Raw genomic sequence first — 14,020 nt, 5'->3', positions numbered from 1 at the left:
ACTGGGACTGGGACGGGACTAAAAATTTGAAAATGTCCTATAATTAGATGGATTTTGTGATACTCTAAAAAATAGAACCTAGTATTTTGAACGGTTTGGTATATATCGTACGTTTGGAAAAGAGAAGATAGGGAGTGCTTATTGAACTAAAGATTGAATGATGTACAGAAGTAAGACTGTGCTTAATTAGAGATGAAGGAATTACGATATATAGAATATGGGCTGTGATTATTTAGAGTATAAGGAACTTAGGATATATAGAAGATAGGATTGTTTTAATTTGTGGTGTAAGGGGGATGTATGAGGACTGAGGATAGGGTTCTTGAACTGCTTGAGGAGAGTAGGGGTAAGGCTGTTTCCGGAGAAAGACTGGCGGAAATGCTAGGTATTAGCAGGACTGCGGTGTGGAAGCATATTAAGGCTCTTAAGGAGAAGGGATATGAGATTAGTTCGGGGAGTAACAGAGGGTATGAGCTGATTGAAAGCATCGATGTGTTTTCTACCAAGAGTGTTATGGATGAGCTGGCTGATGAGGTTAGGGGCTATACAGGCAGGATTGGGATTGAAGTAGAGGTTAGGGATGAGGTCACTTCAACCAATGCCCTCCTTAAGGATATGGCTGCAAAAGGTGCACTAGAGGGCAGGGTTCTTATAGCTAAAAGACAGATAGAGGGCAGAGGAAGGCTTGGCCGGAAATTCTTTTCACCTAAAAATGGGATTTATTTAAGTATTTTACTTCGTCCTGATATGGATTTTAGAGAGGCTATGCTCCTTACTACCATAGCGGCTGTAGCTGTGGTTGAGGCGGTAAGAGAGGTCACTGGAAGGGATACTGGTATAAAGTGGGTGAATGATGTCTACCTTGAGGGCAGGAAAATCTGTGGTATACTTACTGAGGCAGTAACTGATGTTGAAAGTGGCAGGCTTTCATACGCTGTTGTGGGCATTGGAGTCAATATTACAAAGCCATCTGAAGATGCTTTTCCTGATGAATTAAAGGATATTGCAGGCTTTGTCTATGATGATGAAGAGCCACCAAAGGGTGTGATGAGCAGGCTCTCAGCTGCTATAGTGAAGAATTACTTTAAGTATTATGAGAAACTGCCTGAGCATAGATTTATGGAGAGCTATAAGAAGTATCAGATTTTGATAAACAAAGATATATTTGTCATTACTCCTGAGGGAAAGAAAAAAGCGAGAGCTTATGGAGTTGACGATGAGGCAAGATTACTGGTAGAATATGAGGAAGGCGGAAGTGAAGCCTTGTTTACCGGTGAAGTAAGCGTCAGGGAAGCTGGCGATGAAAGGAAAAATATGCCAAAATTCAAAAAAACAAAAAGTATGATTATGCTTTTTCTATGTATTGGAGTATTAGCTTTGTTTACAGGCTGTAAGCCTGAGGATGGTAAACTTGCGAATAATATCAATTCTCTGGTTGAGAAGGTAAAAGACAAAGGTTATGTATTTATTGCAGATGATACCGAATTTGTCATAGGAGAAGATCCAACAGATAGTATAAATAAGCTTGATGCAAAGTCTGATACCTTTGAGGCACCAAGCTGTGCTATGCAGGGAGAGGACAAGGTGTATACCTACAGCGGTTTCACACTTACTGTTCACGCTGAGAGCAAAAAGGGGCCATATAAGCTTATGTCGATTCTTTTAACTGATGATAGTGTACAGACAGCAGAAGGCATATACATAGGAAAAAGCAGAAAAGATGTTGAAGAAGTCTACGGAACTAAAAAGAAAAAATTAAGTGAGTATGTCTATAAAAAGGGTGTAATGGAGCTTAGCTTTATATTTGCAAAAGATAAGGTAGTATCCATAGAGTATAGAGAAAAAGGAGAATAATATGGTTGAAGTTATATTACATGGCTGCAATGGCAGGATGGGGCAGATGCTCTCAGAATTGATTTCAAAGGATGAAGAAATGAAGGTGGTAGCTGGTATAGAGCCTTCCGGTGAGGCGAAGAATGACTACCCTGTATACAAGAGCTTTGATGAATTAAAAGAAACAGCAGATGTAATTATAGACTTTTCTACCGCTTCTGCAATTGATAGTCTTCTTGATTACTGCGAAAAGACTCATACACCGTTGGTGCTTTGTTCTACAGGACTGTCTGAGGCTCAGCTAGGAAGAGTCGAGAAACTTGCTAGGGAGTCAGCTGTCCTTGTGTCTGCCAATATGTCACTTGGTATAAATGTACTTCTTAAGCTTCTAAAAAGTGTCACCAAGACACTTTATGAAAACGGTTTTGATATAGAGATAGTTGAAAAACATCATAATCAGAAGCTTGATGCACCAAGCGGTACGGCCCTTGCACTTGCTGGTGTGATGAAGGAGGAGCTTGAGGACATTTCTTACAACCTTAACCGTACAGAGGTAAGGAAGAAGAGAGAAAGAAATGAAATCGGTATCTCAGCAGTAAGAGGTGGAACCATAGTAGGAGAACACGAAGTCATATTTGCGGGAACTGATGAAGTTATTGAGATTAAGCATACTGCGTATTCCAGAGCCATATTTGCTAAAGGTGCTATGAGTGCGGCAAAGTTTCTAAGGGGTAAAAGCGCAGGAAGGTACAGTATGTCTGATGTAATTGGCTAAGATTATGAGTAAATTAAAAAGAAACCTGATAATTTCGGGTGTGAGCTTTGTTATACTCCTTGTTTTACTTGGATTGTCAGCGTTTATAACTGCACCTCTTAAGTCAGCTCTAACTGTTGAAGCGGGTACGCCAGACCTTAAGCAGACAGATTTTTATAAGAATCCCGAGATATATGAGTTTTTGCTAAGCCACCATATACCACTTATCAATTGCAAGATGGTTACATCTATTAAGGATATTCCTCTTGATAAACCCGGTGAATATCCTGTACAGTTTTTGGTAAACGGCAATATAAATACAACCCTGTTAACTGTAGAAGATACTGAAAGCCCGGTTATAATTGCAAAGGAAGTTGTAATTGCGGCAGGAGATAGCTGTAAAAAAGAGGACTTTATAGAGAAGGTAGAGGATGCTACAAAGACCAAGGTAAAGGAGAGTGGCTTATCAGAATATAAGGGTGAAGCCGGGATATATAAGATAACTCTGACTGCCACAGATATTGCAGGCAATGTATCAGAGGAAGTAACTCATTTATATGTCCTAGATGTAAGAGAAAAGCTTACAGTAGAACTTGGAACTACCTCTCTACCTGCTGATAAGTTCATAAAATCAGACAAAACAGGGATTAGGCTTACCTATGGTAAAAAGTTTAACATTGACAAGGTCTTACAAAAATCAGGAAAATATACTGTTCCTATCAGGGCTTTGGTAAAGAAAAATGAGAAAGAGATTAAGCTTACTTTGGTGGTAAAAGACACAAAGGCTCCTGTAATTAAAGGAACCAGAGATTTAACCATATACATAGGGAGCCCTTTCTCTTATAGGGAGGGAGTAAGTGTTACGGACAATCAGCCGGGCGGTACTGCACTTTTGGTGGATGCTTCAGGAGTAAACCCCAGAAAAGAAGGGGTGTACAAGGTAACCTACCGTTCTGAGGATAAGGCTGGTAACAAGACTGTAAAGACTGTAAAGGTAACAGTTAAAAAGTCATCTAAAAGCCATGCTAAAGAAGTGGAAAAATATGTGAAAGAAACACTGGCTGAGATTACTAACAATGATATGACTGAGCTGGAGAAACTTGACAAGATATTTGAATTTTGCCATACCAAGATAAGCTACACAGGCTATTCGGATAAAAGTGATGCTATAGAAGCAGCTTATAACGGCTTTAGGACACATACCGGAGATTGCTTTACCTACTTTGCAGTATCTGAGGCGCTTATCACAGGGGCGGGATTCGAAAATATCATGGTTACAAGAGATGGGAAAGGTAGTGACCACTTCTGGAACCTAATCAAGTATAAAGATAAGTGGTATCATTTTGATACCTGTCCTCTTGCCGGCGCAGGCTCATTTAAGGCATTCATGCTTGGAGACCTTGAACTTGCAAAGTTTGACGAAGAATATGGTAAAATCAATCCTGCTAACAAGGACTACTATAATTTTGAAAAAAGTGCTTACCCTAAAAGGTCAGAGCATGGCGTGAAGGAAGATTAGCTCATATGGAGAATTTGACAGAAAAACAAGAAGAAATATTGCACTACATTGTATGTGTTTCAGGCGGCTTTATGGGTGGCTATGCACTCTTTACCAGACTAGGCAACTTTGGCTCTGCCCAGACAGGGAATCTTATTGAGATAGTACTGAATATATTCGGCAGGGACTACAAGGAAGTGGCACTTAGGTTTGCAGCCCTCCTTTTGTTCATATTTGGCAATGTCTCCTGTGCTCTGATTAAGCAGAACCTTGGCAAACTTGTACTTAAGGTATATACCTTTTGTGTTTTGTTTATCGGCTATGTTTTTCTTGCTTTTATACCCGCTGATGAAGATGCAGTCTTAGGATTGCTTCCGATTTTCTTTATGTCATCAGTGCAGTGGTTTACATTCACAGGTACCAGGAAATACAACTGCTCCACCATATTTTCAACTAATAACCTAAAGCAGATGGTCTTAGGATATACTTATTATCATCTGACTGGCAAAGAAGAAGATAGGGAAAAAGGAAAATTCTACCTTTTATCCCTAACCTTCTTTTATTCAGGAGTGTTTCTGGTGGTGGCGCTATGCCATAGATTTGGAGTAAGAGCGAGCTACTTTGGATTAATCATTATAATAATTGCGGAAATTGTGTCCATCGAAAGAGATGCTAAAAGGAGAACTTAACTATCATGCTCTCGACAGCAATATATTCGTTCATCTCACCGGTCTTTATAGCATTATCAGCAAAGATACCATATTCAAGGGCATCTTTTAGTTTGTCAAAGGAAAAGTTATTTGCCTGTTCTATGTATTTTTTTACAAAAAAAGGGGGAAGCTTGAGAAGAGAGGCTATTTCGCCGGATTTCCCTTCTGCAGCCAGATTCTTTACGTTGTAAAGCCTTGTAAAATGGTTGTTAATTAAAGACAATATCTTGACGGGTGATTCTTGCAGGCCTATTAAATCAAGATAATAGGCAATTGCATTCTCACGGTCTTTTTTACCCATGTAGTCCATTATGTCGAATATCTTGTCAGATAGCTGTCTTGTACAGACATTTTCTATATCCTCTTTTGTTACAGTTCTTTTCTCATACACATAAGAAATCAGCTTTTCAGCCTCACTAAAAAGCTCATCCATTGAAGTCCCTACGCGTACAACAAAGTATTTTGCAAGGTCAGGCGAAATTTGGATTTTATCAGCAGCAAATTTTTTGATAATGACATTAACCAAGTCTGACTCTTTCTGTACTTCAAATTCCACTGTAAGGCCTAGTTTATTTACTGCCTTATATAGCTTCGTTCTCTTATCAACCTCTGCTTCAGCAAAGATAATTACAGTGCTATCAGGGATTTTATCAATGTAGTCGGAAAGCACGTTAACAGAAGAAAAAAGCCCTGAGTTTTCAATTAGTATGCATCGGTAGTCTGTAAAAAAAGGCAGGGTTTCTGCGATTTCTATTATACCGTTTATATCAGTAACTTTACCTGTAAAAGTGCTTAGATTCATCTTATCTCCGTTTCCAAGCACTGCATTCTTTAAGGCATTTTTATAATGCCTAATCATAAATGGCTCTTCGCCAAATAGCAGGTAACAGCGCTTGAAAGCGCGGTTTTTTATATTATCATTGAGTGTTGCAAGTGACATGTTGACTCCTTTAAGTATAATATACAGACTTAATTATAAGCTTAATTTGTCAAGGTTTTGACAACTATATCCTTAATAATAATATAGGTTTCCACGGGTATTGTCAATTAAGTGGGGAGAATGATTATTGCAATAATTTATTCGAACTTTGATAATATTTAATAAGCAGAACTTATTTTAAACTTGAACAGATACAAAATTTCTGCTATAATGAGGGATAAACTTTTTAAAAATTGGGAAAATTGGAGGGAAGACAATTATGCTTAAAAAAGCAAAAAAGATTGGTTTCTTTGCATTTTTACTTATATCATTACTTTTGATTAGCCGGGACGTTAAGGCGGATATTTATGAAGGAGAAGTAATACATATAGGTGATAATGTCACAGCCCGCTTGAATAAAAAAGGTGTACTCACCATATCAGGTAAGGGTGATATGTGGAACGATACAGATGATACTAATGTGTATTACAACAAATGGTTCAATAACAAAAGAAACAGAATATACAAAGTAGTAATCAAAAGGGGTGTTACCACCATAGGAAGAAGAGCATTCAGCTATATGGAGAATATACAGAGTGTATCTATTCCGGACACTGTTAATTATATCGATACCTATGCATTTTTAAAAACTACATCACTAAAAAGTATAAAGATTCCAGCAAATGTTAAGAAAATAGGCATTCAGTCCTTTTATGAATCAGGAATTAAAAGCTGTTCTATCGGTAAGGGACTCGGTGAAATCGATGATTTTGCTTTTTCACATTGTTATAGGCTAAAATCCATTTCTATACCTAGTGGAACCAGGGCAATAGGAATGGGAGCCTTTGCGGAGTCCGGCTTAAAAACGGTGAAGATAGGCGACGATGTGAGAGAAATTAAAAAGAATGCATTTCCTGTGGTTAAAGCTACTGTTTACTCTCAAAATATAATTTTGGGAGATAATGCATTTGAGCCTCTTACAATATTCTATGCCTATAAAGGTTCATCTATAGATCAGTATGCTGCCATGAATGGGCATATAATCAATTACCTTAAAGATAAGAATGATAAAAGTAAAGAGCCAGCCAAGATAAAAGGTGTCAGGGTGTCGTCCTTAAGTAAAGGCTTTAGAGTAAGGTTTAACAGAGTAAACGGTGCAAGGGGATATGAAATAAGATACGCTGCTAACTCAGCTCTCTTGGATGCAAGCAAGACCATAACTGTAGCCAATATTTACAATGTTACAGGCCTTGAAGGTGGAAAGTCATACTATGTAAAAGTAAGGGCTTATACGATAGTTAAAGGCAAGAAAATATATGGAAAATACAGCAAAATAGTAAAATGTAAAACAAAAAAATAAATATTAGAGAATATTAAGCCATGATACAGATAAGTAATAAAATAGGCTGTATTATGGCTTATTTTCATGTATAATGGTAGGTAACAGATTAAGAATTATATTAATAGGGTTCTTAATAGTGAGAGGTATAGAAGCTAAGATAATAAGAGTATGAGGGATTTATGAATATAGTAAAAATAGGGGCACTTATTAAATATGAGCGTGTTAAACAAGACATTAGCATAGAAAAATTAGCGAAAGGAGTCTGCTCAGAGTCTGCTATAAGAAGGACTGAAGCGGGGGAAAGAGGGGCTGACTTTTTTGTGCTTGATATGATTGTAAGCAGGTTAGGCAGGTCTGATAATAAAGTTGAGCTTATGCAGGATGAAAAGGACTATGAATTGTATGAACTGAGAGAAAAACTCACTGGAGAAATTGAAAATAAAAGCTATGATAAAGCGGCTAAATTACTTGCGGAGTATGAAGCGTTAGCAGACATAGAAAGCCCTTTACATTTGCAATATATTGAAATGATAAAAGGATTTATCTCTGAAGAAAAATACAGTGATTTCATAGAGGCTGATAGAAGTTACTGTCAAGCATTAACACTAACATTGCCTGAGTTTTCTTTAGAGAAACTGGAGAATTATCTATTAGGAGAAAATGAGCTAATACTGCTTACTTTATATCTTAATAATAAAGAAAAACTGGGCGAGAATCTGCTTAAAACATATGGTATTACAATACTTGACTATATTGAGAGACATTTTTACAATGAGGAGATAAAGTGCAATTTGTACGGCAGAGTTTCATTGATTGTAGGAAACAGCTATATCAAAAATAATAGACCTGATGAGGCTTTACAGGTTATCTTAAAGGCAGAGCAAATGCTTACCGGTAACGGACTTTTGCTAAATATATCAAAGCTTTTGGAGAATATCCTTTTCATATCTAAAAACATAAATACAACATTGTACCAAGATTACAAGAAGATGCGAGATGCTTTGAAAGATTTATATGAAGAACATGGATTTGAATGGAATACTAAGGATATTAATTTGCTTACCGGATACAAGCAGAGAAATGTGAATATTATTTCAGAGATAGTTAAGCAGGAAAGGGTGATAAGAGGCATATCTCAGCAAAAACTTGCAGATGATTTGGATATAGATGTTAAGACGATTTCAAGGATAGAATGTGGTAAGGCTAAGCCTAAGCGGGGAACAATACAAAAAATACTGGATTATTTTAATATAGAGGCAGAGACTGTAGAAAGTAGGATAATAACTGACGATTTCCGCTTGCTTGATATGGAAAGGGAGATAGCAAAACTAACTACCTTTCAGAAGTATGGGGAAGCAGAGCACCTTTTTAACGAATTAAAGCGGAAAATACCCCTAGATAATAAGAAGAACAGCCAATATGTAGAGTATATGTCTACACTATTTGATCTAAGAATCAGGCAATGTGATGTTAATGAAGTAGTTGACAGATTAATAAAAGCCTTTAGTATAACAAGAGGAGAAATGGGACTTGATAATGTCGGTAGATTTGTGCCAAGTAGAGCAGAAGCTATTATAATAAATGGTATAGCAGTCTGTTATAAAGCTCTTGGTGAGGTGGATAAAAGTATAGAATTGCTTGAAAAAACGGTATTGGCTTACGAAAGAAGTAAAGTTAATATGAAATATCGTTATATACCTCTGGCGTTGCTTTATGTTACCTTATGCTTAGCTTATGAAGAAACAAATTGTTTTGAAAAAGCCATACAGTATGCGGATAAGACAATCAACTATTCTATTAGCTCACTGAGGGGAGATTTTTTAGGATTTTTGCTTGAAGAAAAAACTTATACCTTAGATAGAATGACAGGGGATAACACGAAGAGTAAGTCAAAGTACATCCAGAGCTATAGAATTAGATGTTTGATGAAGGCCAGTGAAAGACAAAAAGCCCCTTTAAGGAGGGCTTTTCAAAAGTGGTATGGGGAAGAGCTACGTTGAAAATATCAATTTACAGAAAAAACTTCCACTTTTGGTATGGTGTTTTTTAATTTGATTAGTATACTGTAGTTAAAGTGGTTTGCGCCTTTTTGAGAAAGGAGGCAGAGCCGGTAGAGCAACTCTATCAGCAATTATAATTAGGGGAAATTGATTAAAACACTATATAAAAGAGGTTTACACTATGGATAAAAAAAGAAAAGTATTTGTTATAGGATTAGTTGTCCTGATGGTGGTTTTTACAGTTGTCAATTTCGTAATAAGCAGGAACTATACCAGGGGGATAAATTCAACCAAAGAAACTGAAACTAATGTATCACAGTTTTCTGTGCCAGCAAAACAGTCTTCAAATTCATCCTCATCAGAAGAAAAAATGATACTGTCATTTGATGAGTATCAGAAGTTTTATGAATATATGGCTGAGAATTTAAGACTAAAAGGTTATGAAAAAAAGTATGAGACAGGCCACAATTTTCTGCTCTATATTCGAAAGGAATGGACATTTAACTCTCGTGACAGCCTGATTACGAAAAATTCAGATACTGTTCCTGACCCAACCTTTGAATACATTATATATGAAAACAAAGAAAGCACAAGTCAAATTAGGTTAGGTGTAAGTTTCAATGAATACTACATTGGAGATAATTTACATTCTTTTTATGCTAAGGATAATGATTTAAGCAAAATCAATAAAAAGCTGGCTGGACAGGCTGTTGGAGCAGTAATGTCATACCGCAATTTATTATTCCATGTCCAAGTCAGCCAAGAGAATGAAGCAAAGGATGTGTTAGATGATACCTTAACAGCCATAAGCAAAGAGACAATTAAGTATTTTAACTAATCTTAGCCAACCTGTGAAAATAATCCCCTATAACCCGTTTACATCCTTGCCAACCCATACTGCCCTATGTTATAATCTTTTCTTGTGAATAAAAAATAAAAGGTGGTGAGATAGTGGTAGAGTTAGACCAGTTCAAAGTTACATTAAACTCTTATGCAGAGCCATTAGTCGAAGTGAGGGATTCACTTTGACTTAACGAGCAAGAAGATGAGGCTCGAGGAGTTAAACAGACTCATATCCGAACCGGGATTTTGGGATGATGCCGAGAAGGCAAATGCTACTATGGCTGAAATATCAGGTTTAAAAAATAATATAGAAGGCTTTGACGAGCTGCAGGGGCTCTTTGATGACATAGGTGCACTTATTGAAATGGCAGAAGAAGAAAATGATGCCTCTATGATATCAGAAATAGGAGACGAACTTGAGAGATTTAAGACAGAGTTTGATTCTCTTAGAATTTCAACCCTGCTAAGCGGTCCATACGATAAAGACAATGCTATTATCACCTTACATGCGGGTGCAGGCGGTACTGAAGCCTGTGACTGGACAAGCATACTTATGAGAGCCTACACAAGGTGGGCAGAAAGCAAGGGATATAAGACAGAGGTTATCGACTATCTGGCAGGAGAAGAAGCAGGCGTAAAGTCCTGTACCATTGAAATTACGGGGACTAATGCCTATGGCTACCTAAAGAGTGAGCATGGAGTGCACCGTTTGGTTCGTATTTCACCTTTCAATGCTGCGGGAAAGAGGCAGACCTCCTTTGTATCCTGTGATGTAATGCCGGATATTGAAGATGATATAGATATCGAAATCAAAGATGAGGATATGAGAATAGATACCTTCCGTGCAAGCGGTGCAGGTGGACAGCATATCAACAAAACCTCATCTGCGATTAGAATTACACATTTCCCGTCGGGAATAGTAGTAAGCTGTCAGAATGAGCGTTCTCAGTTCCAGAATAAAGCCAAGGCTATGCAGATGTTAAAGGCAAAGCTTTATATGCTTAAACAGCAGGAAAATGAGGCTAAGGAAGCGGGTATCAGAGGAGAGCAAAAAGACATTGCCTGGGGCAGCCAGATTCGTTCCTATGTGCTTCAGCCTTATACCATGGTCAAGGATCATAGGACAAATGTAGAAATTGGCAACGCACAGGCGGTTCTTGATGGATACTTTGATCCTTTTATCAATGCATATCTAAAATGGAAGAGCATTAAAAAAGAAGATTAACTATAATAAGTCAGTATGGGAGATATTCCTGTACTGGCTTTTTTTATAGAAAATTATTAAAATTATCTGTTAGATAGACAACCCAATAAGGAATTCACTTCGCTTTGTAAGCGAAAGTTGTTTATAGAATAGGTTTAATATGGTAAAACCTACAAAGTAGAATTTTTTTTTCTAAAAAATATAGTTAAAAGTAATAAATAAGACATACATTTGCCATATAAAAGTTGGAATATGTTTATAGCTTCAGTGAAATTTGAATAATAAACTGCTATAAGGAGGCGGATTCTATGAAGGGTATTGCTAAGGTTTGTTTTAATATACTTTTGATTGTAGTATTGATTACAGTATTTACAGCCTGTAAAAATGGCAAAGATGAAGAAAAAGGAAAAAACTCAGTGAGCAAAGATATATCTGCAAGTACAAGTAGCAAAGTCCAATCTGAGAACACTGGAAATGGATCTGCAAGTACAAGTAGCAAAGTCCAATCTGAGAACACTGGAAATGGATCTGCAAGTACAAGCAGCAAGGTCCAATCTGAGGATACTGAAAGTGAAGAAACAAAGAGCAGAATGGTACGAGTAGATGGAGTGTTGTATATGGACACCGGGTATGTCCTTAGTACTTTAAAATGTGGTGTAGAAGACGGGAAAATCCTTACTAGTAATGATGAGGTTCCTGAAAAAAATGATGAATCAAACTTTGGTACAGGATATAGTTACCAAAAAGACAGTCCTATATATTTATATGTGAAGATAGATGGTAAATGGCAGGTTTTTATGCCTGTTGCAATAAGTTCTATGAATTTTCCTGAAGGAGTGGCACATTTTGAGGCTGAAATAATAGATGGCGATAAGGAAGAAATACTAGTTAAAATTACAGATTTACCAAAAGAGTTTGCTTATATTTTTGGAAATAAAAAGGTTGAAGAAATAAAGCCTTTACGGTTAGTACTCAAAGATTTAGTTATTAATAACGGTATTAGACATTTAAGAAATGTTGATTTACCGGGTAAAAGAATAGAGGTATGGTTTGATGGTGAGATAAAAGGAGATGGAGTATCAAATCCTATAGAAGTTAAAGAAGTATATGAAGTACTGGTTTCTACAGAAAAGTAACCGCAGCTTAATATCTATTGATTGATGAAAGAGAATAGTGGAATATTTCATAAAAGAGTTGTAACACTATATTAGTGAAACAGCTCTTTTTTGTATACTAAGACATTTCTTAGAATTCTCTTTTAGTACTAAAATTCTCAGCTTTATTTTAAGCAGGCTTACCTCTAAAGAATATGAGGCTAGAGAGAAAGCTAATGCTCTATAAAAATCAGTAATATTAGATAGTAAAAACCCTAAAATAAAGTATAAAACTATTAGCTTTAACACTTGCAATTAATGGTAGTCTGTGTTAATATTCTTTCTGTTACAAACAAATGACCGTTAAGGACATACAAAGTTTTGATATGGGTGGAAGAAATGGGAAAAGATAAACTCTATTTAGTTTCAGAAAGGGCTTTGCCTGAGGTTTTATTACAGGTAGTTGAAGCAAAGAAGCTGCTTGAAACCAAAAAGGTAATTACTGTAGGTGAGGCAGCAGAGGCTGTAGGCATAAGCAGAAGTTCTTTTTATAAATATAAAGATGACATTAACTATTTCTATGAAGATGCAAGAGGAAAGACAATCTCATTCCTGCTTGAAATGGAGGACAGGCAGGGATTACTTTCCGAAGTGCTTAAGGAGGTAGCCCGTTATGGGGTAAACATACTGACTATCCAACAAAGTCTACCTATCAACGGACTGGCATCTTTGTCGCTCAGCTTACAGATACTGGATGGACTGACTGATGTTACTGATATGGTCGCAAAGGTAGAAGCGATTGATGGAATTAGAAGGATGAAAATACTCGCAAGAGAATAAATTAGAGGTGAAGAATGGTAAATATAGCAATTATAGGATATGGAACTGTAGGCTCGGGAGTTTTTGAAGTTATTAATACAAACAGAGAAAGCATAGCTAAAAAGGCAGGAGAAGAGATTAAGGTCAAGAGAATCTGCGATCTTAGAGATATGCCTGGAGATCCTGCTGAGAAGCTAATTACTCATGATTTTAACGATATCTTAAATGATGATGAGATTTCTGTTGTAGTTGAGACCATGGGTGGGACCAAGCCTGCTTATGACTTTGTAAAGGCTGCTATTGAAGCAGGAAAGAGTGTGTGTACTTCTAACAAGGAGCTTGTGGCAAAGTATGGTGCAGGACTTATAAAGCTTGCAAAGGAGAAAAATGTCAACTTCTTCTTTGAGGCGAGTGTGGGAGGAGGCATCCCTGTAATAAGACCTCTTAATTATTCTCTTACAGCAGAGGAAATAATTGAAATTCAGGGCATTCTCAATGGAACCACCAACTACATTCTCACCAAGATGGATAAAGAAGGGCTTGATTATGATACTGTCTTAAAAGAGGCGCAGGCTATGGGCTATGCCGAAAGAAACCCAAGTGCTGATGTTGACGGATTTGACAGCGGTAGAAAGATAGCTATACTCACTTCCCTTGCTTATGGCAAACAGGTTGATTTTGAAGACATCCCTGTAGAGGGCATTTCTAATATAACCAAGGAAGATATGGAGTATGCCAAGTCCTTAGATGCTACTATTAAGCTAATAGGCGAAAGCAAGAAGGATAATGGAGTAGTGTATGCAAGAGTTGCTCCTGTAATGCTAAGCAGGAGTCAGCCTCTTCACAGCGTGGAAGATGTATTCAATGCCGTTTTAATAAAGGGAAACATGGTTGATGATGTTATGTTCTACGGCAGGGGAGCAGGCAAACTTCCTACTGCAAGTGCTGTAGTTGCAGATGTGGTGGAAGCAGTTAGAAATAAGGACAGACACCTTGATATAAAC

Annotated in this window: 12 protein-coding genes; 11 read left to right on the top strand and 1 reads right to left on the bottom strand. The window is 37.1% G+C overall.

The genetic code is table 11. The features are described from left to right. Nucleotides 1-300 precede the first annotated feature (300 nt). From ACO6HM_RS12045 to ACO6HM_RS12030, 4 genes are read left to right on the top strand one after another with little or no spacing between them, the layout of a single operon-like run. Nucleotides 301-1,854 carry a biotin--[acetyl-CoA-carboxylase] ligase gene (locus ACO6HM_RS12045; protein WP_485391272.1) on the top strand — a complete coding sequence of 518 codons (1,554 nt, stop codon included), beginning with the start codon at nucleotides 301-303 and terminating at the stop codon, nucleotides 1,852-1,854. 1 nt (nucleotide 1,855) lies between these two features. Next, nucleotides 1,856-2,608 (top strand): 4-hydroxy-tetrahydrodipicolinate reductase, encoded by a 753-nt coding sequence (dapB, locus tag ACO6HM_RS12040; protein WP_485391271.1) that lies wholly within the window; start codon nucleotides 1,856-1,858, stop codon nucleotides 2,606-2,608. A gap of 4 nt (nucleotides 2,609-2,612) precedes the next feature. Further along, nucleotides 2,613-4,106, top strand: a complete 1,494-nt coding sequence (locus ACO6HM_RS12035; protein WP_485391270.1) for an immunoglobulin-like domain-containing protein — start codon at nucleotides 2,613-2,615, stop codon at nucleotides 4,104-4,106. Nucleotides 4,107-4,111: 5 nt separating this feature from the next. Further along, nucleotides 4,112-4,774 carry a YoaK family protein gene (locus ACO6HM_RS12030; protein WP_485391269.1) on the top strand — a complete coding sequence of 221 codons (663 nt, stop codon included), beginning with the start codon at nucleotides 4,112-4,114 and terminating at the stop codon, nucleotides 4,772-4,774. Here ACO6HM_RS12030 and holA read toward each other — a convergent pair. Next, nucleotides 4,758-5,735 carry a DNA polymerase III subunit delta gene (gene holA, locus ACO6HM_RS12025; protein ID WP_485391268.1) on the bottom strand — a complete coding sequence of 326 codons (978 nt, stop codon included), beginning with the start codon at nucleotides 5,733-5,735 and terminating at the stop codon, nucleotides 4,758-4,760. The two genes, ACO6HM_RS12030 and holA, sit on opposite strands and share 17 nt — an antisense overlap. Nucleotides 5,736-5,994: 259 nt before the next feature. Between holA and ACO6HM_RS12020 the strand changes: the two genes are divergently transcribed. The 7 genes from ACO6HM_RS12020 to ACO6HM_RS11990 all read left to right on the top strand — a co-directional run. Next, the gene (locus ACO6HM_RS12020) at nucleotides 5,995-7,074 is read left to right on the top strand and encodes a leucine-rich repeat domain-containing protein (protein ID WP_485391267.1); all 1,080 of its coding nucleotides are present in this window, start codon (nucleotides 5,995-5,997) and stop codon (nucleotides 7,072-7,074) included. A 161-nt stretch (nucleotides 7,075-7,235) separates the two neighbouring features. After that, nucleotides 7,236-9,056 (top strand): helix-turn-helix domain-containing protein, encoded by a 1,821-nt coding sequence (locus tag ACO6HM_RS12015; RefSeq protein WP_485391266.1) that lies wholly within the window; start codon nucleotides 7,236-7,238, stop codon nucleotides 9,054-9,056. Between the two features lie 181 nt (nucleotides 9,057-9,237). Next, nucleotides 9,238-9,894: a hypothetical protein gene (locus tag ACO6HM_RS12010; protein WP_485391265.1), complete on the top strand. Its 657-nt coding sequence runs from the start codon at nucleotides 9,238-9,240 to the stop codon at nucleotides 9,892-9,894. 113 nt (nucleotides 9,895-10,007) lie between these two features. After that, a protein-coding gene (gene prfB, locus ACO6HM_RS12005) for a peptide chain release factor 2 (protein ID WP_485378838.1) occupies nucleotides 10,008-11,124 on the top strand; the annotation gives its coding sequence in 2 pieces (ribosomal slippage) (nucleotides 10,008-10,082 and nucleotides 10,084-11,124; 1,116 coding nt in all). 287 nt (nucleotides 11,125-11,411) lie between these two features. Further along, the gene (locus ACO6HM_RS12000; protein ID WP_485391264.1) at nucleotides 11,412-12,239 is read left to right on the top strand and encodes a hypothetical protein; all 828 of its coding nucleotides are present in this window, start codon (nucleotides 11,412-11,414) and stop codon (nucleotides 12,237-12,239) included. A 357-nt stretch (nucleotides 12,240-12,596) separates the two neighbouring features. Next, nucleotides 12,597-13,037 (top strand): ACT domain-containing protein, encoded by a 441-nt coding sequence (locus ACO6HM_RS11995; protein WP_485391263.1) that lies wholly within the window; start codon nucleotides 12,597-12,599, stop codon nucleotides 13,035-13,037. 14 nt (nucleotides 13,038-13,051) lie between these two features. Next, the coding region (locus ACO6HM_RS11990; RefSeq protein ID WP_485391262.1) for a homoserine dehydrogenase at nucleotides 13,052-14,020 on the top strand (969 nt) is incomplete at its 3' end.

The organism is Catonella sp. (assembly GCF_057250765.1).
This window is presented reverse-complemented; position numbering and strand designations above follow the sequence as displayed.

Coding starts and splice junctions, on each gene's coding strand:
- ACO6HM_RS12045 (WP_485391272.1), top strand. CDS start 301: ATGAGGACTGAGGATAGGGTTCTTGAACTGCTTGAGGAGAGTAGGGGT.
- dapB (WP_485391271.1), top strand. CDS start 1,856: ATGGTTGAAGTTATATTACATGGCTGCAATGGCAGGATGGGGCAGATG.
- ACO6HM_RS12035 (WP_485391270.1), top strand. CDS start 2,613: ATGAGTAAATTAAAAAGAAACCTGATAATTTCGGGTGTGAGCTTTGTT.
- ACO6HM_RS12030 (WP_485391269.1), top strand. CDS start 4,112: ATGGAGAATTTGACAGAAAAACAAGAAGAAATATTGCACTACATTGTA.
- holA (WP_485391268.1), bottom strand. CDS start 5,735: ATGTCACTTGCAACACTCAATGATAATATAAAAAACCGCGCTTTCAAG.
- ACO6HM_RS12020 (WP_485391267.1), top strand. CDS start 5,995: ATGCTTAAAAAAGCAAAAAAGATTGGTTTCTTTGCATTTTTACTTATA.
- ACO6HM_RS12015 (WP_485391266.1), top strand. CDS start 7,236: ATGAATATAGTAAAAATAGGGGCACTTATTAAATATGAGCGTGTTAAA.
- ACO6HM_RS12010 (WP_485391265.1), top strand. CDS start 9,238: ATGGATAAAAAAAGAAAAGTATTTGTTATAGGATTAGTTGTCCTGATG.
- ACO6HM_RS12000 (WP_485391264.1), top strand. CDS start 11,412: ATGAAGGGTATTGCTAAGGTTTGTTTTAATATACTTTTGATTGTAGTA.
- ACO6HM_RS11995 (WP_485391263.1), top strand. CDS start 12,597: ATGGGAAAAGATAAACTCTATTTAGTTTCAGAAAGGGCTTTGCCTGAG.